The organism is Agathobaculum hominis (assembly GCF_014288055.1).
Taxonomy (GTDB): Bacteria; Bacillota; Clostridia; order Oscillospirales; family Butyricicoccaceae; genus Agathobaculum; species Agathobaculum hominis.
On the sequence record NZ_JACOPK010000002.1, the window covers coordinates 83,818 to 107,359 of the forward strand.

At 61.2% G+C, this 23,542-nt stretch carries 24 protein-coding genes; 20 read left to right on the forward strand and 4 right to left on the reverse strand.

Translation table 11 applies throughout. From position 1 onward, the window contains the following. Positions 1-5: 5 nt before the first annotated feature. From nusA to ribF, 9 genes are all read left to right on the forward strand, one after another. Positions 6-1,124, forward strand: coding sequence for a transcription termination factor NusA (gene nusA, locus H8S02_RS02270; RefSeq protein WP_186969317.1), 1,119 nt, complete (start codon positions 6-8; stop codon positions 1,122-1,124). Between the two features lie 22 nt (positions 1,125-1,146). Continuing rightward, positions 1,147-1,428, forward strand: coding sequence for an RNase P modulator RnpM (gene rnpM, locus H8S02_RS02275; RefSeq protein ID WP_186969089.1), 282 nt, complete (start codon positions 1,147-1,149; stop codon positions 1,426-1,428). Continuing rightward, the gene (locus H8S02_RS02280; RefSeq protein WP_186969091.1) at positions 1,418-2,341 is read left to right on the forward strand and encodes a ribosomal L7Ae/L30e/S12e/Gadd45 family protein; all 924 of its coding nucleotides are present in this window, start codon (positions 1,418-1,420) and stop codon (positions 2,339-2,341) included. Before rnpM ends, H8S02_RS02280 begins: the two co-directional genes overlap by 11 nt. Before the next feature lie 211 nt (positions 2,342-2,552). Further along, on the forward strand, positions 2,553-4,844 hold the full coding sequence (infB, locus tag H8S02_RS02285) for a translation initiation factor IF-2 (RefSeq protein ID WP_186969093.1): 2,292 nt from the start codon (positions 2,553-2,555) through the stop codon (positions 4,842-4,844). Between the two features lie 83 nt (positions 4,845-4,927). After that, positions 4,928-5,071, forward strand: coding sequence for a hypothetical protein (locus H8S02_RS02290; RefSeq protein ID WP_186969095.1), 144 nt, complete (start codon positions 4,928-4,930; stop codon positions 5,069-5,071). 30 nt (positions 5,072-5,101) lie between these two features. Next, positions 5,102-5,473, forward strand: coding sequence for a 30S ribosome-binding factor RbfA (rbfA, locus tag H8S02_RS02295; protein ID WP_186969097.1), 372 nt, complete (start codon positions 5,102-5,104; stop codon positions 5,471-5,473). Beyond that, on the forward strand, positions 5,470-6,429 hold the full coding sequence (locus H8S02_RS02300) for a DHH family phosphoesterase (RefSeq protein WP_186969099.1): 960 nt from the start codon (positions 5,470-5,472) through the stop codon (positions 6,427-6,429). Before rbfA ends, H8S02_RS02300 begins: the two co-directional genes overlap by 4 nt. Then, entirely contained in the window at positions 6,416-7,333 is a 918-nt protein-coding gene (gene truB / locus H8S02_RS02305; RefSeq protein WP_118684249.1) for a tRNA pseudouridine(55) synthase TruB, read from the forward strand. Before H8S02_RS02300 ends, truB begins: the two co-directional genes overlap by 14 nt. An 18-nt stretch (positions 7,334-7,351) precedes the next feature. Continuing rightward, positions 7,352-8,260 carry a riboflavin biosynthesis protein RibF gene (gene ribF, locus H8S02_RS02310; protein WP_186969101.1) on the forward strand — a complete coding sequence of 303 codons (909 nt, stop codon included), beginning with the start codon at positions 7,352-7,354 and terminating at the stop codon, positions 8,258-8,260. A gap of 452 nt (positions 8,261-8,712) precedes the next feature. Here ribF and H8S02_RS12655 read toward each other — a convergent pair whose 3' ends face one another. Next, entirely contained in the window at positions 8,713-8,835 is a 123-nt protein-coding gene (locus tag H8S02_RS12655) for a hypothetical protein (protein WP_279220456.1), read from the reverse strand. A gap of 270 nt (positions 8,836-9,105) precedes the next feature. Here H8S02_RS12655 and H8S02_RS02315 point away from each other — a divergent pair, with 270 nt between their 5' ends. The 3 genes from H8S02_RS02315 (at position 9,106) to H8S02_RS12660 (ending at position 10,700) form a co-directional block, all read left to right on the forward strand. Beyond that, positions 9,106-9,672 carry an RNA polymerase sigma factor gene (locus H8S02_RS02315; protein ID WP_186969102.1) on the forward strand — a complete coding sequence of 189 codons (567 nt, stop codon included), beginning with the start codon at positions 9,106-9,108 and terminating at the stop codon, positions 9,670-9,672. Continuing rightward, on the forward strand, positions 9,593-10,492 hold the full coding sequence (locus tag H8S02_RS02320) for a hypothetical protein (protein WP_186969104.1): 900 nt from the start codon (positions 9,593-9,595) through the stop codon (positions 10,490-10,492). The genes H8S02_RS02315 and H8S02_RS02320 overlap by 80 nt, the downstream gene beginning before the upstream one ends. Before the next feature lie 76 nt (positions 10,493-10,568). Further along, on the forward strand, positions 10,569-10,700 hold the full coding sequence (locus H8S02_RS12660) for an LDCC motif putative metal-binding protein (RefSeq protein ID WP_279287261.1): 132 nt from the start codon (positions 10,569-10,571) through the stop codon (positions 10,698-10,700). A 297-nt stretch (positions 10,701-10,997) separates the two neighbouring features. Here the strand turns inward: H8S02_RS12660 and H8S02_RS02325 are convergent, their stop codons facing one another. From H8S02_RS02325 to H8S02_RS02335, 3 genes are read right to left on the reverse strand one after another with little or no spacing between them, the layout of a single operon-like run. Next, a complete protein-coding gene (locus H8S02_RS02325) occupies positions 10,998-11,684 on the reverse strand; it encodes a PspA/IM30 family protein (RefSeq protein WP_186969106.1) in 687 nt (228 codons plus the stop codon). A 20-nt stretch (positions 11,685-11,704) separates the two neighbouring features. Beyond that, entirely contained in the window at positions 11,705-12,730 is a 1,026-nt protein-coding gene (locus H8S02_RS02330) for a hypothetical protein (RefSeq protein WP_186969108.1), read from the reverse strand. Positions 12,731-12,757: 27 nt separating this feature from the next. Beyond that, complete coding sequence (locus H8S02_RS02335) at positions 12,758-13,177, reverse strand: CBS domain-containing protein (RefSeq protein WP_186969110.1); 420 nt, start codon at positions 13,175-13,177, stop codon at positions 12,758-12,760. Between the two features lie 315 nt (positions 13,178-13,492). On the opposite strand from H8S02_RS02335, the gene H8S02_RS02340 reads away from it, so the two are divergent. The 8 genes from H8S02_RS02340 (at position 13,493) to H8S02_RS02375 (ending at position 23,468) form a co-directional block, all read left to right on the forward strand. Further along, a complete protein-coding gene (locus tag H8S02_RS02340; RefSeq protein ID WP_186969111.1) occupies positions 13,493-14,506 on the forward strand; it encodes an ABC transporter substrate-binding protein in 1,014 nt (337 codons plus the stop codon). A 174-nt stretch (positions 14,507-14,680) separates the two neighbouring features. Then, positions 14,681-16,591, forward strand: coding sequence for a glycoside hydrolase family 13 protein (locus tag H8S02_RS02345; RefSeq protein ID WP_186969113.1), 1,911 nt, complete (start codon positions 14,681-14,683; stop codon positions 16,589-16,591). Between the two features lie 12 nt (positions 16,592-16,603). Then, positions 16,604-17,143 (forward strand): NUDIX hydrolase, encoded by a 540-nt coding sequence (locus tag H8S02_RS02350; protein WP_118684231.1) that lies wholly within the window; start codon positions 16,604-16,606, stop codon positions 17,141-17,143. Between the two features lie 43 nt (positions 17,144-17,186). Beyond that, the gene (locus H8S02_RS02355) at positions 17,187-17,879 is read left to right on the forward strand and encodes a response regulator (protein WP_186969115.1); all 693 of its coding nucleotides are present in this window, start codon (positions 17,187-17,189) and stop codon (positions 17,877-17,879) included. A gap of 37 nt (positions 17,880-17,916) precedes the next feature. Then, positions 17,917-19,692 (forward strand): ATP-binding protein, encoded by a 1,776-nt coding sequence (locus H8S02_RS02360; protein WP_186969117.1) that lies wholly within the window; start codon positions 17,917-17,919, stop codon positions 19,690-19,692. Next, on the forward strand, positions 19,689-21,005 hold the full coding sequence (locus H8S02_RS02365) for a hypothetical protein (RefSeq protein ID WP_186969119.1): 1,317 nt from the start codon (positions 19,689-19,691) through the stop codon (positions 21,003-21,005). Before H8S02_RS02360 ends, H8S02_RS02365 begins: the two co-directional genes overlap by 4 nt. A gap of 16 nt (positions 21,006-21,021) precedes the next feature. Then, a complete protein-coding gene (locus H8S02_RS02370) occupies positions 21,022-21,840 on the forward strand; it encodes a hypothetical protein (RefSeq protein WP_186969121.1) in 819 nt (272 codons plus the stop codon). A 332-nt stretch (positions 21,841-22,172) separates the two neighbouring features. Beyond that, positions 22,173-23,468 (forward strand): UDP-N-acetylglucosamine 1-carboxyvinyltransferase, encoded by a 1,296-nt coding sequence (locus H8S02_RS02375; protein WP_118722493.1) that lies wholly within the window; start codon positions 22,173-22,175, stop codon positions 23,466-23,468. The last annotated feature ends 74 nt before the right edge of the window (positions 23,469-23,542 follow it).

Consider the following 23,542-nt stretch of genomic DNA (forward strand, 5'->3'; position numbering starts at 1 on the left):
AAAAAATGGTGAACGCAGAATTTTTTGACGCCCTGGAACAGCTCGAAAAAGAGAAGGGCATCCCGGTGGACTACATGCTCGACCGCGTAGGTCAGGCACTCATCACCGCTTACAAGCGCGACAACGACGGCATGACTGACAACGTTTACGTCGAGCCGAACCGCGAGGAAAAGACCATCCGCATGTACGTGCGCAAGACGGTCGTCCGCACCGAGGACCTTTATGAGCCTTACGAGGAGATCACCCTCGAGGAGGCTGCTGACTACAAGGTAAATCCGCAGGTCGGCGACATCATCGACATCGACATCCCGACCAAGTCGTTCGGCCGCATCGCTGCCCAGACCGCAAAGCAGGTCATCATTCAGGGCATCCGCGAGGCGGAGCGCGGCATGGTCATCTCCGAGTTCGAGAGCAAGGAGCACGAGATCCTGAACGCTACGGTCGCCCGCATCGATCCGCGCAGCGGCAGCGCTTATCTGGACGTTGTTTCCGGCGGCGAGAAGAGCGAGGCCATCCTTGCGGCTTCCGAGCAGGTCCGCGGCGAGACGCTCGTCGAGGGTCAGCATGTCAAGGTTTACCTCATCGAGGTTCGCCGCGGCACGCGCGGTGTGCAGGTCATCGTTTCCCGCACCCATCCGGGTCTGGTCAAGCGCCTGTTCGAGCTCGAGGTACCGGAGATCCATTCCGGCGTGGTCGAGGTCAAGTCCATCGCTCGTGAGGCAGGCAACCGCACCAAGATCGCCGTTACCTCGCACGACGAGAACGTTGATCCGATCGGCGCCTGCGTCGGTACCCGCGGCGCGCGTGTTTCCAACATCACCACAGAGCTGAACGGCGAGAAGATCGACATCATCAAGTGGAACGAGGATATGGCAACCTTCGTATCCGCAGCACTCGCACCGGCGGACGTTATCTCCGCTTCCATGCAGGCAGACGGCAAGTCCTGCCGCGTCATCGTTCCGGACGATCAGCTGTCCCTTGCGATCGGCAAGGAGGGTCAGAACGCCCGTCTCGCTGCCAAGCTGACCGGCTGCAAGATCGACATTGCGCCGCAGTCTCAGGCACAGGCTGAGCCGGAGGCGGAGCCGGTCGAGGAGCCGCAGACCGAGCCGCAGGCTGAATAAGCAGGCGGAGGTGCGGCAGAATATGGTACAAAAGAAGATTCCCATGCGGCAGTGCCTTGGCTGCCGTGAAATGTTCCCGAAAAGGGAGCTGATCCGCGTTGTGCGCTCGCCCGAGGGTGAGATTGCGCTCGATTTCAAGGGAAAGGCACCCGGCCGCGGCGCGTATCTGTGCGGCAGGCCGGAATGCCTCAAGAAGGCACGCAAGAGCCGCGCGATCGAGCGCGCGCTCAGCGTCACCGTGCCCGAAACGGTCTATGACCAGCTCGAGCAGCAGATGGAACAGGAGGGCGCACATGGCGAATGATCCTGTACTGAGAATGCTCGGCCTTGCACGCCGCGCAGGCAAGCTCGCCTACGGCGATGAGCTGGTGCGCGAGGTGTGCTTTGCCCACAAGGCAAGATGCGTGTTCCTCGCAGGCGACGCCGGCGCGAGCACGGCGAAAAAGGGTGCGTTCTACGCCGAGAAGGCGAATGTTCCCTGCGTGCAACTGCCCCACGGCAAGATCGAACTCGGCACGGCGGTCGGCAAGTCCGGCTGCGCGATCGTTGCCGTGACGGATATCGGACTCGCCTCGTCCGCGGTTGAAAAGCTGGCGAGCGAGCACGAGGAGTATGCGGAGACCGCAAAGCTCCTCAGCGAGAAGAATGCACGCATCCAGTCCCGCAAGGGCATCAAAAAGCAGAAGAACAAGGCGGAAACCGAGACGGAAAAGCCGGATGAACCGGAAAAACGTGAGGAAAGCCGCCCGAAACCGGCGGAGAAGCGTCCCTTCCGCAGGGCGGACGGTGAAAAGCGCCCGTACCGTAAGGACGGCGAGCGCCCCTTCCGCAAGGCGGACGGCGAAAAGCGCCCGTACCGCAAGGACGGCGAGCGCCCCTTCCGCAAGGCGGACGGCGAAAAACGCCCGTACCGCAAGGACAGTGAGCGCCCCTTCCGCAGGGCGGACGGCGAAAAGCGCCCGTGCCGTAAGGACGGCGAGCGCCCTTTCCGTAGGGCGGACGGCGAAAAGCGTCCGTACCGCAAGGACGGCGAGCGCCCCTTCCGCAAGGCGGATGGCGAGAAGCGCCCGTACCGTAAGGACAGTGAGCGCCCCTTCTACAGGGCGGACGGCGAAAAGCGCCCGTACCGTAAGGATGGCGAGCGCCCCTTCCGTCGCGACAGCGCACGGAAACCGCATTTTACAGGCGAAAAGCGCAGCTTCCGCAACAAAACGTAACGAACGCGCGAAAGCGCGCATTCAATAGAGCCTGCCGTGCAGGCTCATAAAAACCGGGAGCATGTATCACGGTTTTTATACAGGAAAGCGGTTCTGTGTGCCGCGAAGCGACGCGCAGAACTGCGCCAAGGATTTGTCCGCGCCTTGCGCGGCACAGCCTATGCTCGCTCGAAAGCGTGGTTTCGAGCGAAATAAATTGGAGGTATTGCCCATGGCATTAGACAATAAATACCGGGTACACGAGGTCGCAAAGGACTTCGGCGTATCCACCAGGGAGATCACGGAAATTCTGACCAAGTATCGCACCGAGCCGAAGAACCATATGCAGGTGCTCGACGATGCCGATCTGTCGGTTATTTTTGAATATATGACCCAGCATCATCAGGTCAAGAACATGGAAAGCCTGCTCGGCGCACAGCAGTCCGAGCGCAAGGAGCAGCCTGCCGCGAAGCAGGAGGAGAAGCCGGCCGAGAAGGCGCCGGCGCAGACTCCGGCTTCCTCCAAGGTCAAGCAGGTGCACCGCATCGATACGCGCGGCACCGGCGACGTAAACCTTGCAAAGTACGACGACCATGTCGATAAGCTGGTCGACGCAAAGGCGGAGCGCATGGAGTCCAAGGGCCCCAAGAAGCAGAAGCTCACCAAGAAGTCCGATCAGCGCTCCAAGCCGTTCGGCAACAAGCGCCGTCAGGAGGAGCAGGAGAAGATGCGCCGTCTGCAGCGTCAGCAGCAGATGGCAGCGCTCAAGAAGATCCCGGTCAAGGTCATGATCCCGGACGAGATCTCGGTCGGCGAGCTCGCTTCCCGCATGAAGCGCACCGCAGCGGACGTTATCAAGGGCCTCATCAAGCTCGGCGTCATGGCGTCCATCTCCGAGGTCATCGACTACGATACCGCAGCGATCGTTGCGGAGGAAATGGGCTGCAAGGTCGAGAAGGAAGTTCACGTTACCATCGAGGAGCAGCTGTTCGACGAGCACGAGGATAAGGCAGAGGAGCTTCAGCCCCGCGATCCGGTCGTTGTCGTTATGGGTCACGTTGACCACGGCAAGACCTCTCTGCTCGACGCGATCCGCAAGACCAAGGTCACCGCAGACGAGGCCGGCGGCATTACGCAGCACATCGGCGCATACCGCGTCAAGATCAACGACAAGCCGATCACCTTCCTCGACACCCCGGGCCATGCGGCGTTCACCTCCATGCGTGCACGCGGCGCACAGGTCACCGACATTGCGATCCTGGTCGTAGCAGCCGACGACGGCATCATGCCGCAGACCATCGAGGCGATCAACCATGCCAAGGCGGCAGGCGTTCCGATCATCGTTGCGGTCAACAAGATCGACAAGCCGGCGGCAAATCCGGACCGCGTGCTCCAGCAGCTGACCGAGTACGAACTCGTACCGGAGGAGTGGGGCGGCGACACCATCGTCTGCAATATCTCCGCGAAGTTCGGTCAGGGCATCGACAACCTGCTCGAAATGGTTCTGCTGACCGCAGAGATGGCTGACCTCAAGGCAAATCCGAACCGCAAGGCGCACGGCACTGTCATCGAGGCCAAGCTCGACAAGGGCCGCGGCCCGGTCGCTACCCTGCTCGTTCAGAACGGCACCCTGCACGCAGGCGATACCGTTATCGCGGGCACCTCTGTCGGCCGCGTCCGCGCGATGACCAACGACGATGGCAAGAAGATCGAGTCCGCAGGCCCGTCCGTTCCGGTCGAGATCATCGGTCTGGCCGAGGTCCCGGGCGCAGGCGACATCTTCGACGCCGTAGACGACGAGAAGATGGCGCGCGAGCTGGTCGAGCAGCGCAAGGACAAGGAGAAGGAAGAGCGCAACAAGCTGTTCCACAAGGTAACGCTCGACAACCTGTTCGATTCCATCCAGCAGGGCGAGATGAAGGAGCTGAACATCATCGTCAAGGCCGACGTACAGGGCTCGGTCGAGGCGGTTCGCTCCTCGCTCGAGAAGCTGTCGAACGATGAGGTTCGCGTCCGCGTCATTCACGGCGCTGTCGGCGCGATCAACGAATCCGACGTTATGCTCGCCGCCGCTTCGGGCGCGATCATCGTTGGCTTCAACGTTCGTCCGGACCGCACCGCGACCGAATCCGCTGCACAGCAGGGCGTTGACATGCGCATGTACCGCGTCATCTATGATGCCATCGAGGAGATGGAGCAGGCGATGAAGGGCATGCTCGAGCCGAAGTTCAAGGAAGTCGTGCTCGGTCACGCAGAGGTTCGTCAGGTGTTCAAGATCACCGGCGCAGGCGCGGTAGCAGGCTGCTACGTTCAGGACGGCAAGATCCAGCGCAACGCTGAGGTCCGCGTTGTCCGCGACGGCATCGTATTCCATGAGGGTCATCTCAACACCCTCAAGCGCTTCAAGGACGACGTCAAGGAAGTCGCTGCTGCATACGAGTGCGGCATGAGCATCGAGAACTACAATGATATCAAGGAAGGCGATATCATTGAGTGCTTCGTGATGGAGGAAGTAAAGCAGTAAACTGCTTTTCTAAGGGGGACGCTGTCCCCCTTAGATACGTTTCCGGTTCCCAAGGGAAACCGGAAACGATAACCCCCTCTCGAATGAATACATTCGAGGCCGCGCCGCCGCGGCGCGGGCAGTGGTATAAAAGTCCGGCGGAGCTGGACTTTTATGGGGAATTGAATCACGCGCTGCGGCGCGTGCCTGAAAATGCGCTTTGCGCATTTCCTTTTAGCAAGAATTAACCAATCCTCAAGAGGGAGGTTTGATTTATTATGTCTACTCGAATTGATCGTATTTCCGAAGAAGTGATGAAGGCGCTGGCGGAGGCGCTGCGGTCGGTCAAGGACCCGCGCGTGCAGAACGCGATGGTTTCGGTCGTGCACTGCGATGTGACCAACGATCTGCGCTATGCAAAGTGCTATATCTCCGTGCTCGGCAGCGAGCAGCAGGCGAAGGACGTCATGAAGGGCCTCAAGTCTGCGGCCGGATGGCTGCGCCGCGAGGTCGGCCACAAGGTCCAGCTGCGCTACGCGCCCGAGCTGGTGTTCGAGCTCGACGAGTCGATCACGCGCGGTGCGCACATCTCGGAAATGCTGCATGAACTGAAAAACGAAGGGAAGCTCGGAGGGGAGGACGAGGAATGATCGTTCACGTTGCTGAAGCGGCTGCCGCTTTGCAGGCGCATGACGATATTCTCATCCTGACCCACCGCCGCCCGGACGGCGATACCGCAGGCTGCGCCGGCGCTCTGTGCCGCGGTCTGCGCCAGATCGGCAAGCGGGCGTATATTCTGGAGAATCCGGAGATTACAAGACGCTATGCGCCGATGATTACCGACTGTTATCCTCCGGATGATTTTAACCCTCGGTATATCGTTTCGACCGATATTGCAGAGGAAAAGCTGTTCCCCGATACGGCGGAGCAGTATAAGGGCAGGGTGGATCTGGTCATCGACCACCACGGCTCGAACGAAGGCTTCGGCGCGAAAAACCTCATCCGTGCGGATGCGGGCGCATGCGCGGAGGTGCTGTACGATGTGCTGACGGCGCTCGGATGCAGACTGACGCGCGAGATCGCGGAGTGCATTTATGTCGGCGTCTCGACCGATACCGGCTGCTTCAAGTTCTCGAACACGACCGCGCACACCCATGCGGTCGCGGCGGCGTGCCTGACCGCCGGCATCGACGGCGGCGAGATCAACCGCGCGCTGTTCGAGACCAAGTCGCGTCCGCGCTTCGAGATGGAGCGCATCGTATTCGACACGATGGAGTTTCACGAGGACGGCGCGATCGCGGTCGCGGTGCTCTGGCGGAAGGACATCGACCGAGTCGGCGCGGATATGGACGATCTGGACTCGATCGCTTCGCTCACGCGGCAGATCGAGGGCGTGCAGATCGGCATTACGATGACCGAAAAGGCGGACGGAACCGTTCGCGTTTCCGTGCGCACGACCAAGGAAATGGATGCCTCCGCGATCTGCAAACGGGTCGGCGGCGGCGGCCATGTCCGTGCGGCAGGCGCGAGCTTCACCTGCGGCATGGACGAGGCGAAGGCCGAGATGCTGCGCGTAGCGAAGGAGCAGTTCCATGCAGCAGACTGAGCTTTCGGGTATCCTGCTGATGGACAAGCCGCAGGGCTTCACCTCGCATGATGTGGTGGCCAAGCTGCGCGGCATCCTGCACACGAGGAAAATCGGTCACGGCGGCACGCTCGATCCGCTCGCGACCGGCGTTCTGCCGGTGTTCATCGGCGGCGCGACCAAGGCGGCGGATTTCGCCGCAGCGCAGGACAAGGAGTACGTCGCGGGCTTTACGCTCGGCTATTGCACGGATACGCAGGATGTGACCGGCGAGATCGTGCAGACCGGCGACCGGATCGCGGCGGAATATGCGGTGAAGCGTGCGGTGCGCGGCTTTGTCGGACCGCAGCAGCAGATCCCGCCGATGTACTCCGCGGTAAAGGTCAACGGCCAGAAGCTGTACGACCTTGCACGCAAGGGCAGGGAGGTCGAACGCCCGGCGCGCGACATCATCGTGCATGAAATGGAGCTGCTGGACTTCGACGAGAACGCCCAGAAGGGCACGTTGCGCTGTGTAGTCAGCAAGGGCACCTATGTGCGCACGCTCGTGAACGACCTCGGTGAAAAGCTCGGCACGCTCGCCGTGCTGCACAGTCTGGTGCGCACGCGCTCGGGCGCGTATCCGCTCGACCGCTGCCGCAGCTTCGAGGACTGCGAGCGGGCGATGGCCGACGGCACGATGCAGCAGCTCCTGCTGCCGACCGACAGCCTGTTCACCGACTGTCCGGCCGTCGCGCTCACCGCTGAGGGCGCGGAGCGCATCGCGCGCGGCGCAGTCGTCTTTCCGCGGCAGACAGACAGCCTGCCCGAAACCGCAGGCACGCTGTGCCGTGTGTACCATGAGGGACGCTTCCTCATGCTCGGTCAGGTCCGCGAGCTCGACAAGGGCGGTCTGGGTCTGTTTGTCTATAAAAACTTTCGATAATTTCAGGGGGATAGCCCGATGATAGAAGTTACAAAACCCCGTGCGATCGCGCTCGGATATTTTGACGGCGTGCATCTGGGTCATCGTGCGCTCATGCAGAAGGCGGTCGAGCGCGCGAAGCAGATCGGCGGCACGAGCGCCGTGTTCACGTTCGACGTGCATCCGGACTCGGTCGTCATGGGCCGTCAGGTGCCGCTGCTGACCGCGAACGCCTACCGCCGCGAGGAGATCAAGCAGCTTGGCGGCGTGGACGAGGTGATCTTCGGCCATTTTGATGAGCGGATGCAGCATATGGACTGGCGCGATTTCATTCACAAACTGCTCATCGGGCAGTTCCATGCCGGCTGGATCATCTCCGGCCGCAACAACCGCTTTGGCTACAAGGGTCAGGGCAACGCCGAGGGCATGGCGGTCGAGTGCGAGAAGGCCGGTATCGGCTACGACTGCATCGAGGACGTCAAGGTAGACGGCATCGTCGTCTCCTCGACCTATATCCGCCAGCTGATCGCGCAGGGCGACATGGAGGGCGCGGCGAAGTTCCTCGGCCATCCGTACACCGTGACGGGTATCGTGGAGCATGGCCGCCGCGTCGGCACGAGCGTGCTCGGCGTACCGACGGTCAATCTGCGCCTGCCAGCTGAAATGGCGCTGCCGCCCTACGGCGTGTACGCGACGCGCGTGCTCGTGGACGGAAAAAGCTATATCGCCGCGACCAATATCGGCGTCAAGCCGACGTTTCTGGACGGCGGCGCGCCGACCATCGAACCGCATCTGCTCGACTTTTCGGGCGACCTGTACGGCAGGATGATCCATGTCGAGCTGCATAAGTTCCTGCGCCCGGAGATGCAGTTTGAGTCGGTCGAGGCGCTCAAGAACGCGATCGACGAAAATGTCCGCCAGACGCGCGAGCTTTTCGCCGGGGAATAAGCGCAGACAAGGAAAAAGAGTAAAAGAGTAAGAGAAAAAGGCACGCCGTCGGCGTGCCTTTTTGCGCCCAAAGGGCGCAGTTTTCTGTCGCATTCCGGCGAAGCCGGAACAGGCAGGACAGGCGCACCGCAGTGCGCCGCATAAAATTCCCTATAAAAGTCCAACTCTGCCGGACTTTTATTCCTCTGCTCGCGCCGCGTCGGCGCGACCTCGTCCGCCGCACCCCAGGGCACCTTCTCTTGCCCTTTCAGGGCAATTCACCTTGTGCGGACGAGAGGGGGTGTCGTTTCCGGTTTCTCCGGAACCGGAAACGTATCCAGGGGGGACAGCGTCCCCCCTGGAAGAAAGCCCGCAGGCACGGAAAAAGGCCGCCTGTATTCACAGACGGCCTTTTCCACAAAGAGTAGGTAAAAAGAGTAAAGAAAGAAAAAATAATGAGAGATATAAGCAGATTAACGGGCGAAGCGGTTGTAGAACGCTTCCTCACGGTCACGGCCCATCAGCGCAGAATCTACACGATAACCATTGGTAAGCATCGCTGCAAGCGTCTCAAAATAACCACGAGTGTTCTTCATAAGGGGTTGACCTCCGTTTCAATGAATTCTTTTTAATTTTGTCCGGTTTCCCTTGACGAGTATTATTATAGTCATTTTATATAAAAATGCAATTCGAATTTTGTTTAATATAATCAAAGAAAATCACTTGGTTTTTGTATATTAAGCACAAATTAAAAAGATGTAAAATGTAAGTAAAGCACAAATACTGGATATTTGCCGGAAAATATGGGAATATGGGAACATTTCCGGGGGAAAAGCCGTGTTATGAGTGAAAGGAGGATGAGAGACATGTCAGATGAATTGCGCGAGGACGCATTCCTGGAGGATGCGATGGAGCGATACGGCGACGCCGTGTACCGGCTCGCGCTCTGCCGCCTCGGCTCCCGCGCGGATGCGGAGGACGTTTATCAGGATGTTTTTCTGCGTCTGCTGCGCGATACGACGGCGTTTCGCGACGGTGAACATCTCAAGGCATGGCTGCTGCGCGTGACGCTGCACTGCTGCGTTGATCTGCGGCGCTCGGCGTGGTGGAAGCGCACCGCGCCTCTGGAAGCCGCCGCGGATGCCGCCGCGCCGCTGAGCGAGGAGAAGGGCGCGCTCTGGCAGGCGGTCGAAGCGCTGCCGGCCGATCTGCGTACCGCCGTGTGGCTGCACTATGTCGAGGGCTACGGCACGGACGAAATCGCGGAAATCGTGAACTGCCGTCCGGCGACGGTACGGACAAGGCTGCATCGCGCACGCAAAAAACTGCAAACCGAACTGGAAGGAGAGCTGAATGATGAACATGTGGGACGAAATGAAGAATATCAAGGCGCCGGACGAGCTGAAGGCGCGGACTCGCGCGGCGGTGCGTGAGGAAAAAGGCAGAGCGCGGCAGCCGGTCCGCAGCATGAGGGGCGGCATGAAGCGGCTGCTCGCGGCAGCGTGCGCATTTGCGGTCGTACTCGGCGGCGCGGCCCTGCACAGCAGACAGACCGGAAGCGATCCCGTGACGGACATCGCGCACACGTTCGGTCTGGTGGCATATGCTGCCGATACGGGCGAGATGCGTCAGCCGAAGGACAGCAGGATCGTGTTCGACTGCGGCAGCGGCGCAGACGACCCGGACAAGGGATTTTTCTCCGGCTGCCTGTTCAAGGTGACGGGCGAGCACATCAAAACCGTCTCCGCGACCATCGACAGGGGCGCGGTCTACCGCACAAAGACCGTTAAGGATACCTCGGCTGATCGCGATGAATGGGTGCGCACGATGCATCAGGGCACGAACCCTGAACTCGACGGCGCGGATACCGTGATGGTCTGGGGTAACGGCTTTGAGGGCGCAGAGCAGATGTACGCCGACCTGTGCTGGAAGCTGGACAACGGCTTCACCGACGAGTACAACCCGGACGTCAGCTACGGTCTGTGGCTGCCCAGCCGGCAGGAGAGCGAGGACGACGACCTTCAGGACTCGTGGCATAAGTCGGTGGACGGCTTTGAGGGCGCGAAGCTGAACGTTACGGTCACATTCACCGACGGCTCGGAGCAGATGCAGTCCATGACGCTCCACACCGGAAAACTCGCCGTCGAATACAAGAGCGAAGCGTCCGGTCCGAGCCTTACCGGCGAAGTGCTGACCGACGAGCAGGCGGCGGCCGAAGGCTATATCTACGGCGTTTACGCCGAGCTGGACTGAGCGGCGGTGATTCTTGACAACATACGGGAGAAAGCCTATAATATTGGTAGGAATATAAACAGGGAAGGTATCCGATATGCTGTTCAAAAAACTGAAACAGGCGTGGTCGAACTGGCTGAACCGCATGGCGAGCCAGAACAAGGCTGCCTTCGGCAGCGAAACGCTCGACTGCTGCCGCGTCGGCCGGGAAAACCATAAGAAAAAATAAACAGCGGAAAAACGAAAAGACCGAAGCGTTTACGCTTCGGTCTCAGTTTGTCGATACAATTTATTTTTACGCAAAACAGCAGCCGCACGGCAGCGCGCATTCAAAAGCGTTTGCTGTGCAAACGCATCAGCCCGTAGGCCTCTATCCTCAAAAACATTGAATGAGAGCAACCGGGGATATGCGCCTCGGTTTTGTTACTTATAAGAGGGAGAAAGTTTCCGTATGGGAACTTTCGGACGGCTCGTGTTTTGCGAAGTCAGAACACAACTTGTCGGAAAAACGCAGTTTCGCGACAGGTTAAAGTCCCATTTCCTTTTTCATCTTCTCGAGCTCATCCTCGACAGCGGCATTTTTTGCGCCGTCCGCATACTTCTTTTCCAGCTCAGCAGCCGGGTCGAGCGGCGTCTCGTTCAGCGACTGCATCGCGTTCGAGCGGTCGAGCATCGCGTCGGCCTTGTCCTCCATGCGGGCGATCGCGTCGCCGAGCCTGCTCTCGTCGGCGCCGGTGTGGCTGCCCATCACGTTCGCGGCCTTTTCCTGCGCGCGGGCGAGCGCCATCTTGCTCTGAATGGCCTCACGGCGCTGGCGCAGCGTCTCCGCATCGGAAACCAGCTTGTCGTGCACCTGACGCATACGCATCGAGTTTTCATGCGCAACGTCGTACATCTTCTGGAGCTCCTCGATGCGCTTTTCGAGCTCCTGCTTTTTCGCGAGGAATACGCGCGCGTCATCCTCGTTGCTTAGCTGGAGTGCGCGGCGCGCAAGGTCGGCGTTTTTTGCGCTCTCCTGGCGCTTTTCTTCGAGCTGACGCTGAATGCGGCTCTCCTCCGCCATGACGGAAGCGGTCTCGCGCTTGACGTCTGCGAGGTCGCTCATCAGCTGGCGCATATACTGATCCATCATTTTCGCCGGGTCCTCGGCACGGTCGAGCAGGTCGTTGATGTTCGCCTTGATGATCGTGGAGAAGCGTTCCAGAATACTCATTTTCTTCGTTCCTTTCCGTTTTATTGTGTATGTGTGTCTGTATTTTCGTATTTTTTTGCGCGTTCGGCCGCCTCGTCTGCGCCGAAGCTCTCGAGCGGCGTGCTCCACATCTTCTCATCCGCCTGCCGCTGCCGCTCCTTCGCCTCGCGGCGCTTCTGGAGCGAAAAGACGAGCAGCGCGATGACGATGACGGCCGCGATGCAGACCGCGACGGGCACAACGGGCGACTGGGTCACGGTCATGATGCGGTCCGCCGTTTTGGCGAACGCATTCGAGAAGATCTCCTCCTCGCTGACCGAGGAGTCGTTGTAATAGCGGTCGAGGTAGTCGGCAAGGATGCTGACCGCTTCATCATCCATCACGGTTTTCGCCTGCGAACCGACCGTATAGCCGCAGTTATAGCCGCCGCGGCCGTCGTCGCAGAACACGAGCAGAAAATGACCCTCGTCCGAAAACAGCTGCGGATAAAGGGCTTCCGCGCGGCTCTTAGGGTCGGAAACCGAGGTGCTCTCGCCGTTCGGCAGGATGTACACATAGGGCTGCACGCCGGTTTCCTGATAGAATTTCCGGAGTCCGGCGGTCAGCTCGCTCTGATCATGAATCCAGTCGCCGTCTGCGTCGGTATAGTAGCCGGTCTCTGTGACGGCGTTCGACGGGAGCGCTTCACGCGCGACGGTGGACTTCGCGATGCTGCTCGACGGCGTGCCCATCAGGAAAAACCCGATGCCGCCGAACAGGAACAGCACGAGAAGCACGACGATGAGCGTCGTGCCGCAGCCCGAACCGCCGCGGTTGTTCCCGCCGCCGTTCCCGCCGCCTCCGCCGCCATAGTACCGGCGCGAGTTGTCGATGATGATGGGACCGGTGCGGTATGGTCTGCGGGGAGGGGGAGGCGGTGCGCCCCAGCCGCCTCCGCCAAAGCTGCCTCCGCCGCTTCGTCCGCCGCTGTGGCTGCCGCCGGAAAAGCCGCCCGAGGAGCGTCCGCCGCCCGAGAAGCCGCCTCCGGAAAAACCGCCGCCGCCGCTGCTGCCGCCTGATCTGCCCATATGTATTCCCCCGTTTGTATGATTCGTTTACTGCTCGTCCTTCAGGATCTCCAGCGCCTTGCAGCGCTCGGAAAGCTGACAGATGACGTCGCGCCGCGTGACGATGCCGCACAGCATGCCGCGGCCGTCCGTGACCGGAACAAAGTTCTGTCCGGCGACCAGCTCGACCAGATCCTCAATGCGCGTGTCGATCGTGACCGAACGGTGATGGATGCGGCGCGTGACCTCGGAGAGCAGCATGTTTCCGGCCTGTTCGGGCGTGTGCCCGAGCAGCAGGCGCAGAAAATCGCCCTCGGTGATCGTGCCGACGTAGCGCCCCTTGGCGCTGAGGACCGGAATGGCGGTAAAACCGCTCTCAAACATCCGGTCGAGCGCCGTTCTGACCGGATCGGTGTCGTAAACATAAACTACTTCAGCCTTCGGCTTGAGAAAAAAGGATACGTTCATATGCGTTACCTCTCGGCGGCCCGGAGCCGCCCGCTCTATTACCCGGCCCGCATCGGCAGGGCCATACTCTCTTGACTATATTTTACGATGAAGGTCGAATGAGGTCAACCGGAAAGGGACAATACTTACAGTTTATTTACAATTTGACACGGCTCTCTTGTGGAACATGACCGCCTGCGCGGAAAGTTTTCAAAAAAAGCGGCGGCAGCTCTTGACCGCGGCGCTTTTAACTGATAAAATGTAAAAGTAACGGACGGAAAATCGTCCGCTGCAATACGCTGAATGCGTAAAATCGTTAGAAAAGAAGGGCTTTCCATGAAAAAGAGATTACTCGCAGCGCTGATGGCAGGCGCCATGGCGCTGAGCATGACCGCATGCGGCGGCAGCAGCTCCGGCAGTGACGACAGCAATGCGGCCTCCGGCAGCGACTCCGCAAAGGCCGGCAGCTACAAGGTCGGCGTCGTACAGCTCGTGCAGCACGTTGCGCTCGACGCTGCGACCCAGGGCTTCCAGGACAAGCTGACCGAGCTGGTCGAGGCAGACGGCGGCAAGGTTGAGTTCGATGTTCAGAACGCTTCCGGCGAGTCTGCGAACTGCTCGACCATCGTAAACGGCTTTGTTTCCGCAGGCGACGACCTCATCATGGCAAACGCGACCGCAGCGCTTCAGGCTGCGCAGGCCGCTACCTCTGATATTCCGGTCCTCGGCACCTCGGTCACCGACTACGGCACCGCGCTGGGCATCTCCGACTGGACCGGCAAGACCGGCACCAACATCTCCGGCACCACCGACCTCGCTCCGCTCGACGGTCAGGCTGACATGCTCAAGGAGCTGTTCCCGGATGCGAAGAACGTCGGTCTGCTGTACTGCTCGGCTGAGCCGAACTCCAAGTACCAGATCGACACCATCAAGCCGCTGCTCGAGGCGCAGGGCTACACCTGCACCGAGTTCGCGTTCACCGACTCGAACGATGTTGCATCCGTTGCGCAGAACGCAGCTTCCGGCAGCGACGTTATCTACATCCCGACCGATAACACCGCCGCATCCTGCACCGAGGCGATCGCTAATGTCGTGATCCCGGCCAAGGTTCCGGTCATCGCAGGCGAGCAGGGCATCTGCAGCGGCTGCGGCGTCGCTACGCTGTCCATCGACTACAACGAGCTGGGTCAGGCGACCGGCGAGATGGCATATGAGATTCTTGTCAAGGGCGCAAACCCGGGCGACATGGAGGTTCAGGCCGCTCCGACCTTCACCAAGATGTACAACAAGGCAAACTGCGAGAAGCTCGGCATCACCATTCCGGACGACTACACTGCAATCGAAGGCTAAAAAAATTCGATCATCTCAAACCGCTCTCTGAAAAGAGGGCGGTTTTTTCATATCGGTCTGACAGCCATATGTGTTTCGCGCTTTGCACAAATTCTTCACAACAAAGGCAGGCTGTGCTATAATAATACTGTATCGCTGTCAGCAGACTGCTGGCGAAGTCTGGGGGAAACGTTGTTGAAGTCAATTCCGGAGTGTCTGTTCCATTCGCGCTCGCTCGCGTGCAAAAAGCCATACGGCGCCGCGCCGGCCGGGAAGAAGGTCGAGTTCGCCGCCTATCCGCGCCGAGAGCAGGGTATCTCCCGCATGACGCTGTGGGTCGAGGAGGACGGACAGCAGGCCGAGGCGTACCCGATGCGGTGGTTCGGTCTCGCCGGGGCGCGGGATGAATACGGCGCGTCCTTCACGCCGCCGCACGCCGGTCTGTACTGGTACTGGTTCACCTTCGATACGGCGGACGGCCCGCGCTTCTGCGCGCGCGGCTACGGCGGACGCTGCGAGGTGCTCGACAGCATGGGAGACCGCTTTCAGCTGACGGTCTACGATCCGTCGTACCGGCCGCCGCGCTGGTTCGGCGAGGGCATCACCTATAATATCTTCCCCGACCGCTTCTGCCGGGACCGCGACCCGGTGCAGCCGGAGGGCGAGGGCATCGCGCCGCGTGTGCTGCACGAAAACTGGGACGATCTTCCGGTCTACCGCCCTGATGAGCACGGGGAGATCCTGAACAACGACTTTTTCGGCGGCACGCTGCGCGGCGTGCTGTCCAAGCTCGACTATTTTGAGAGCCTGCATGTGCGCACGCTGTACTTCAACCCGATCTTTCAGGCGTACTCCAACCATCGCTATGATACGGGCGACTATAAACGCATCGACCCTCTGCTCGGAAACGAGGAGGACTTCAAAACGCTGTGCAGCGAGGCGGCAAAGCGCGGTATGCGCGTCGTGCTGGACGGCGTGTTCAACCACACCGGCTACGACAGCCGCTACTTCAACGGCCGCGGCCGCTATGACTCGCTCGGCGCACATCAGTCCAAGGACTCGCCGTACTGCCCGTGGTACGAATTCAGCGAGTGGCCGGATCAATACGGCTCGTGGTGGGGCATTTACACCCTGCCGCAGGTCAACGAGCGCAACCCGGACTACCAGAGCTTTATCTTCCGCGACGCGGACAGCGTGGTGCGCCGGTGGCTGCGGCTCGGCGCGTCCGGCTGGCGGCTGGATGTCGCAGACGAGCTGCCCGACGATTTTATCGCCGGACTGAACGTCGCCGCAAAACAGGAAAAACCGGACGCTCTCGTCATCGGCGAGGTCTGGGAGGATGCCTCCAACAAGATCGCCTATTCCGAGCGCCGCCGCTATTTCGGAGGCGGAGAGCTGGACAGCGTGATGAACTATCCGCTGCGCGACGCCATCCTCGCCTATCTGAACGGCGGCACGGCCGAGCATTTTGCGGAGACCATGGAGACCCTGCGCGAGAATTATCCGCGCGATGTGTTCTATAATCTGATGAATATCATCGGCACGCACGACACTGCGCGTGCGCTGACCGTGCTGGGCGTGATGAGCGAGGACTGGAAGAAGAGCCGCGACGAGCGGGCGCATTATGAGCTGCCGCCCGACCGGCTGGAGACCGCGAAGCGCCGTCTGCGCCTTGCGGCCGTCATTCAGTTCACCATGCCCGGCTCGCCGACCATCTACTACGGCGACGAGGCCGGACGGCAGGGCTTTGAGGACCCGTTCAACCGCCGCACCTATCCGTGGGGCGCGGAGGACAGAGAGATCCTCGCATTCTACCGCCGTCTGTGCGAGGTCCGCGCAGACAGCGAAACACTGATACGCGGCGAGCTGCGCTTCGACACGGGCGAAAACGACGCGCTGCTGCGCTATGAGCGCACGCTGGGGCGCTCGCGCATCATCGTACTCGTCAACCGCAGCAGACAGGAGGTGCGCACGGGCGTGAACGCGCTCTACGCGCTCGATCTGCTGACCCAGAGGGAATTTGACTGCGAGGACAGCAGCGGCATCGAGATCACCGTACCGGCGGAGACCGCGTATCTGCTCCAGTGCTTCGGCAGCGCAGAATAAGGAGAAAACGATATGGATATGAGAGAGACCCGGATTTCCGGCGAATACTTTTTTGAAGGACGCATCATGAAGGCGCGCGTCGACGAGGTGCGCCTGCCGAACGGAAAGCAGGCGTCGCGCGAGGTGTGCGAGCATGTCGGCGGCGTGGGCGTGCTGCCCATCGACCGGGACGGAAATATCATCCTCGTGCGCCAGTTCCGCTACCCGTTCGACACGGAAACGCTCGAAATGCCGGCCGGAAAGATGGATCACGGCCCGGAAAACGCCGAGGAATGCGGCGTGCGCGAGCTTGCGGAGGAGACCGGCTGCACGGCCGGCCGCATCGTGCCGCTCGGCGCGATGTATCCCTCGCCCGGCTTTCTGACCGAGGTGACGTACCTGTTCGCGGCGCTCGACCTGACCGAGGGCGAGACGCATCCGGACGAGGACGAATTCGTCGAGACCGTCCGCCTGCCGATCGCGGAGGTGGAGCGGCTGATCGCGGAGGACAGGCTGCGCGACGCAAAGACCATCGCGGCGATGTACCGCGCACGGCTGAAAAACCTGTTTTGAGATCTGTAAATCATGAACTCCTGATCGTTTAAGGGGGAAAGATATGGATAAGAAAAAAATCCTCGTTGTCGAGGACGAAAAGGCGATCGCGGATATCCTGGTGTTCAACCTCGGCCGCGAGGGCTACGATACCATGGCGGCCTATGACGGCGCGGAGGGTCTGCACAAGGCGCTCACCGAGTCGCCCGACCTCATTCTGCTCGACGTCATGCTGCCCGAGATGGACGGCTTCGAGGTCTGCCGCCGCGTGCGTGCGCAGAGCGACATTCCGATCATCATGCTGACCGCGCGAGAGGAGGAGGCCGACAAGGTCATGGGCCTCGAGCTGGGGGCGGACGACTATATCACAAAGCCGTTCTCCATGCGCGAGCTGATGGCGCGCGTCAAGGCGAACATGCGCCGCACACTTTCGGGCGAGGAGCGCGAAAAGCCGCAGGCGGAGGCCGGGGACGGCCTGCGCATCTCCCGTTCGAGCGGCATGGTCTACAAGAACGGGCGCGCACTCGAGCTTTCCGCCCGCGAATTCGATATCCTCTGCTTTCTGGCGGCCTCTCCCGGCCGCGTGTTCTCACGCGAGGAGCTGATGGAGCATGTCTGGGGCTATGACTACTACGGCGACCTGCGTGCGGTGGATGTTGCCATCCGCCGTCTGCGCGAAAAGGTCGAGGACGAGCCGGCAAGCCCGAAGCACATCATCACCAAGCGCGGCATGGGCTATTACTTTGCGGAGGGCTGAGCGCTCTGCTCCAATCCATTCCCATGGGGGTGTCATTTTGTTTCGTTCTCTGCACATGAAGCTGGTGCTTATTCTGGTCCTGATGATCGTGTCGGTCATGGCCGTCGTCGGCACCTTCCTCATCAACAGCGTCAGCACGTTCTACATCGACAGCTTTTATACCCAGATGCAGAGCGTTTTTACGACCGATACCATCCGCTCCATGCAGGAGGCGGCGGCAGCGCCGGACGCGGAGGGGCTCAAGACCATCATCGATGCCCATCGCAGCCGTCTCGGCATCGACGACTACCGCAACTATTATATCCTCGACGGCGAGGGCCGCTTTGTGGACGGCTCCAACCCCAACCTCAGCGTCACGCGCACGCGCAACATCATCGCGGCGATGGCCGGCGAGGCCGGCACGCGCTCGTCGGTCTCGGACAGCGTGATGGACATCGCGGTTCCGCTCGACCACGACGGCAACGGAACGGTGGACTATATCGTGTATATCGCGGACGACAAGCAGGAGATCTCCGACCTGTCGTGGCGCTTTTTCCAGATCGTCATGCAGGCGATGATGTTCGGTCTGCTCGCGGCGATCCTGCTGTCCTTTCTGCTGTCCAAGACCATCACGACCCCGATCGAGCGCATTACCGAGGGCGCGCGGTCGATCGCGGAGGGCAACTTCGATCAGGACCTCGGCGTGCAGTCGAGCGACGAGATCGGTGAGCTGACGCGCTCGTTCAACTACATGGCGCGCCGTCTCAAGACAACGGTCGGCGAGGTGCAGGGCGAGCGCGACAAGCTGAACACCCTGTTCCTGCACATGACCGACGGTGTTGCGGCCTTCACGACCGACGGACGCCTCATCCATATGAACCCGGCGACCGAAAATCTCCTCGGTGTGCGGATGCAGGACAGCCTCACGTTCGACGAGATGTTCGAGGATCTGGAGATGGTCGGCTCGGATGAGACCGCGATGCGCACCTTTCTCACCAGCGAGATCACGCGCCGCGGCAGGGTGCTGTCCGTGACGCTCGCGCCCTACGGCGCGCTCGACGGCAAGGGCGGCGTGATCGCTGTGCTGCACGACATCACCGAGCAGCGCCGTCTGGACGACGCGCGGCGCGAGTTCGTGGCGAACGTCTCGCATGAGCTGCGCACGCCGCTCACCAACATCCGCTCCTACACCGAGACCCTGCTTGACGCGGCCGGAGATATTCCGCTCGACACGGAAAAGCAGTTCCTCGGCGTGATCTCGAGCGAGAGCGAGCGCATGGCGCGTATCGTGACCGACCTGCTGACGCTTTCGCGTCTGGACTACGGCCGCATGGAGCTGCGCATGACGCGCTTTTCGCTCTCCGCGCTGCTGCACAAGGTCGCGGACGCGATGAAATTCACCGCGGAGGACAGCGGCCATGAGCTGACGGTCGACGCGCCGGACAGCCTGCCCGAGATCACGGGCGACCGCGAACGCATCGAGCAGGTCGTGGTCAACATCCTCTCGAATGCGGTCAAGTATACGCCGTCGGGCGGACATATCCGCCTTGCAGCCTGCGAGGGAGAAAAAAACACAGTGCGCATCACGGTGCAGGACGACGGCATCGGCATCCCGGCGGAGGATGTGCCGCGCCTGTTTGAGCGCTTTTACCGCGTGGACAAGGCGCGCTCGCGCGCCGCAGGCGGCACGGGCCTCGGCCTTGCCATCGCGAAGGAGATCGTCGAAAAGCACGGCGGTCAAATCGAGCTGGAGAGCGAATATGGCAAGGGCACGACCGTGCACATCACCCTGCCGACCGACCTTGCCCCCGATGAAAAGGAGGGCAGAGCATGAGAGGTGCGGAGCGTTCGGCCGGAAACACGGCCAAGAATATCGCGCTCATCGTGCTCGCGGTGCTGATGGCGGTGCTGTGCGCGGCGAACTGGCTCGCCGGTGTTTCGGCGGCGTCGCTCGGCTCGGACAATCCGCTGCGCCGGGTGCATGACCGCCTGTTCGGCGGTGCGGCAGGCTATGAGATCCGCTCGTCGGGCGTGTCGGCGGCATCGCCGGCGCAGCTTGCGCTCGGCGCTTCGGGCGAGTTCGTCGGCGTGCAGTACAGCACGACCGATGTTGACGCCTCGCTCGGAGCGGTGCGCAGCATCTGGACGCAGGCGCTTTCGGGTGATGCGCTCATGGAGACCGACGAGCAGACGCTGGCCGGTGAGCTGGGCGCGGAGCGCAAGGTGCTGCTGCGGTACCACGGCGCGCTCCCGCTGAGTGTGGTGTCCGGCTGGATGGGCGGCACGCTTGCGGACGACAGGATCAAGGTCGAAACGCTGTTTTACAGCGCGGACAGCGGCACGCTCTTTGTGCGCACGCCGGACGGCGCGCTCTATCTTTCTCATGCGGAGGCCGACCGCGGCGCCTTCGACCGGGCACTGGAGGACTTTCACGGCACGGACTGTACATTTGCAGGCGCGGATACGAACGTTTATCCCGAAACGCTGCTGTTTGAGGGCGAAAACCTGACGCTTCCGGTGCTGAAAAACGAAGCGCTCGACCTGTTCGCCGCGCAGAGCGGAACGGGACTCGCAAACCTGCTCGGGGCGTTCGGCTTTTCCGCCTACACGGATTTCTACAGCGAGCAGAACGACACGGTGCGCGTATTCGTGGACGACGCGAGCACACTGCGGCTCGCAAAGACCGGGCTGATGCAGTACGCGACGGCCGGCGATCAGAGCACGGTGACGGCGTTCGAGAGCGGCGAGGTCACAGGCTCGGCGGCGCTCGACGCGCAGATCGACTGCGCGCGCGTCATTCTCGACACGGTGCTGCGCGCCGGCGAGACCGACACCCATGCGTCGCTCTACGCCGTGAACGAGACCGAGCACAGGACGACGCTGGTCTTTTTGCAGCTGTACAGCGGTGTCCCCGTGCTCGGGAGCACGGATTTTGCAGCATTTGAATTCGAGGGCGGCGTGCTGCGCGCGGCGACCGTCAATCTCCAGCGCTTTGCCGCGACCGGAGAGAACCGCATCGTCCTGCCGGCGAAGCAGGCGGCGGCGAGCGCCTCGGCGGGCGAGCGCAGCATGATGGCGGCCTACCGCGAGGAAAACGGCGTTTATGCGCCCTCGCGCTTTTATCTGAAGGACGGAAAAACGGACTGAACGGAGGTGAGACCGCTTGCAGTGGGACAAGGTAAAAAATGTGCTGATCGGCATTCTCCTGGCGGTCAACCTGTTTCTGCTCGGCAATCTCGGCTTCCGGCTCTGGCAGAATTACAGCCGCGCATCCGGGCTGGACGCAGATCTGCGCGCGCTGGTGAGCGGCTGCGGCTCGACGCTCGCGGACAGCTTTCGTCTGCCCGAGGATGTATTCCTGCCCGAGCTCAACCTCGACCGCAGCCGTGCGGACGAGGAAAACGCCGCGTCGGTCATGCTGGGCGCGGATATGGAACGGACCGAGCTGGAGGACGGCACCGTCCGCTTTCAGAGCGGGGACGGCACCGTGACCTGGTACGCGGACGGCCGTGTGAACGGCGTATGCCCGATTCCCGGCGAAACGCCGGACGACGAGACCGCCGCCATTCGCGCGGCGCGCAAGTGCTTTTCTGAATGGGGTCTCGCCGGAGACGGCGCGTCCTATCAGGTGAGCGGCCTTTCGGTCACGCAGACCGCGCCGGTCGCAAACCGCCCGGTGCACAATCGTGAGCTGACGCTGACGTTCAACGCAGACGGCACGGCGACGCTTTCGGGCACATGGAGCTTCGGCACGCCCTACACGACCGTCACGGGACGCGGCGCAGACTGCCGTGCGGCGGACGCGCTGCTTCAGTTCGCCTCCTCGCTCGAAGCCGGGGAGACCATCCGCTCGATGACGGCGGGCTACCGGATGCAGATGGACAGCAGCCGCCGGCTTCAGCTGATCCCGACGTGGAAGATCGTGACAGACAGAACGGATTACTTCATGGACTGCGACAAGAAAACGCTCGTTACCCTCTGAAAAGAAGGCTGTGCGGCCGCACAGCGTCCGGCTTTGGCGGAGAGCGTGGCAATTCCTCCGTGAAAACGGGGTGTAATTTGTTGATTTCGCCAAAAAACCGCGATATGGACGGGAAAGCCGAAAAAAAACTTTCTTTTATCCAAAATTGTGATACAATGTATGAGTGATATTTTGCGGCAAAGCGTTTTTAACGCAGCCGGAAAAATTTTCCGCCTGTGTGCGGAACAAGGAAACTGCACGGACGAACGGAAGAGCGTCCGCTTTCATAAAATGGGATGTCAGAAAAACGCCCACGTGGGATGTGGGACAGTACAGTGAGGAGTAGGTTGACTTTGACCAAATATGTAATCAACGGCGGCAAGACGCTGAACGGTGAAGTAACGATTTCGGGCGCGAAGAATGCAGCAGTGGCCATCGTACCGGCGGCTCTGCTCGCGGATGGCCCGGTCCGCATCGAAAACGTGCCGAAGATCATCGACGTGACGCTCCAGATGGAGATCATGCGCGAGCTCGGCGCACAGATCCGTCTGATCAATTCCACGACTGTGGAGATCCAGAACACCCAGAATCCGTCGCTCAAGCCGCACGAGCTCGAGCGCAAGCTGCGCGCCTCCTACTATCTGCTCGGCGTGCTGCTCGGCAAGTACGGCTTCGCTGAGGTAGCGATGCCCGGCGGCTGCAACTTCGGCGGCGTTCGTCCGATCGACCAGCACATCAAGGGCTTCGAGGCGCTCGGCGCCAAGGTCACTCTGCCCAAGGGCGGTTACATCCGGGTCGAGGCGCCCGAGGACGGCCTGCACGGCGCACATATTTATTTCGACGTTGTCACCGTCGGCGCGACCATGAACATCATGCTCGCAGCGGTTCTGGCAAAGGGCCAGACCATCATGGAGAACTGCGCAAAGGAGCCGCATATCGTCGATCTGGCGAACTTCCTGAACGCGCTCGGCGCAGACGTCAAGGGCGCGGGCACGGACGTGATCAAGATCCGCGGCGTGGAGAGCCTGCACGGCGGCAGCTACTCCATCATTCCGGACCAGATCGAGGCGGGCACCTTCATGGCGGCGGCTGCTGCCTGCGGCGGTTCGGTTCTGGTGAAGAACGTCATTCCGCGCCATCTGGAGTGCATCACGGCAAAGCTGCGCGAGATGAGCGTTGAGGTCACCGAGTTCGACGACGCGGTGCTCGTTCGCCGCGAGGGCAGGCTGACCAAGACCAACATCAAGACGCTGCCGTATCCGGGCTTCCCGACCGACATGCAGCCGCAGATGACGACCGCGCTCTGCCTCGCAGAGGGCACGAGCATCATCACCGAGGGCATCTGGGGCAGCCGTTACCGCTACACCGAGGAGCTGAGCCGCATGGGCGCGAACATCCATGTGGACGGCGCGATCGCGGTCGTTGAGGGCGTCAAGGAGCTGAACGGCGCACCGGTCCGCGCACACGATCTGCGCGCAGGCGCAGCCATGGTCATCGCAGGCCTTGCGGCCAAGGGCGTGACCGAGGTCGAGCAGGTTCAGAACATTGAGCGCGGCTATGAAACGCTCGTCGAGAAGTTCGTAGCGCTCGGCGCTGATATGTACCGCAGCGAAATTCCGGACGGTGCAGAGAGCGCAAACCGCGCATAAGCGCACATTTCAACCGAAATAAAAGGCGGAGGGGGCAATCCTTTCGCCTTTTTTGCAAAATAAGGGGAAAAGCA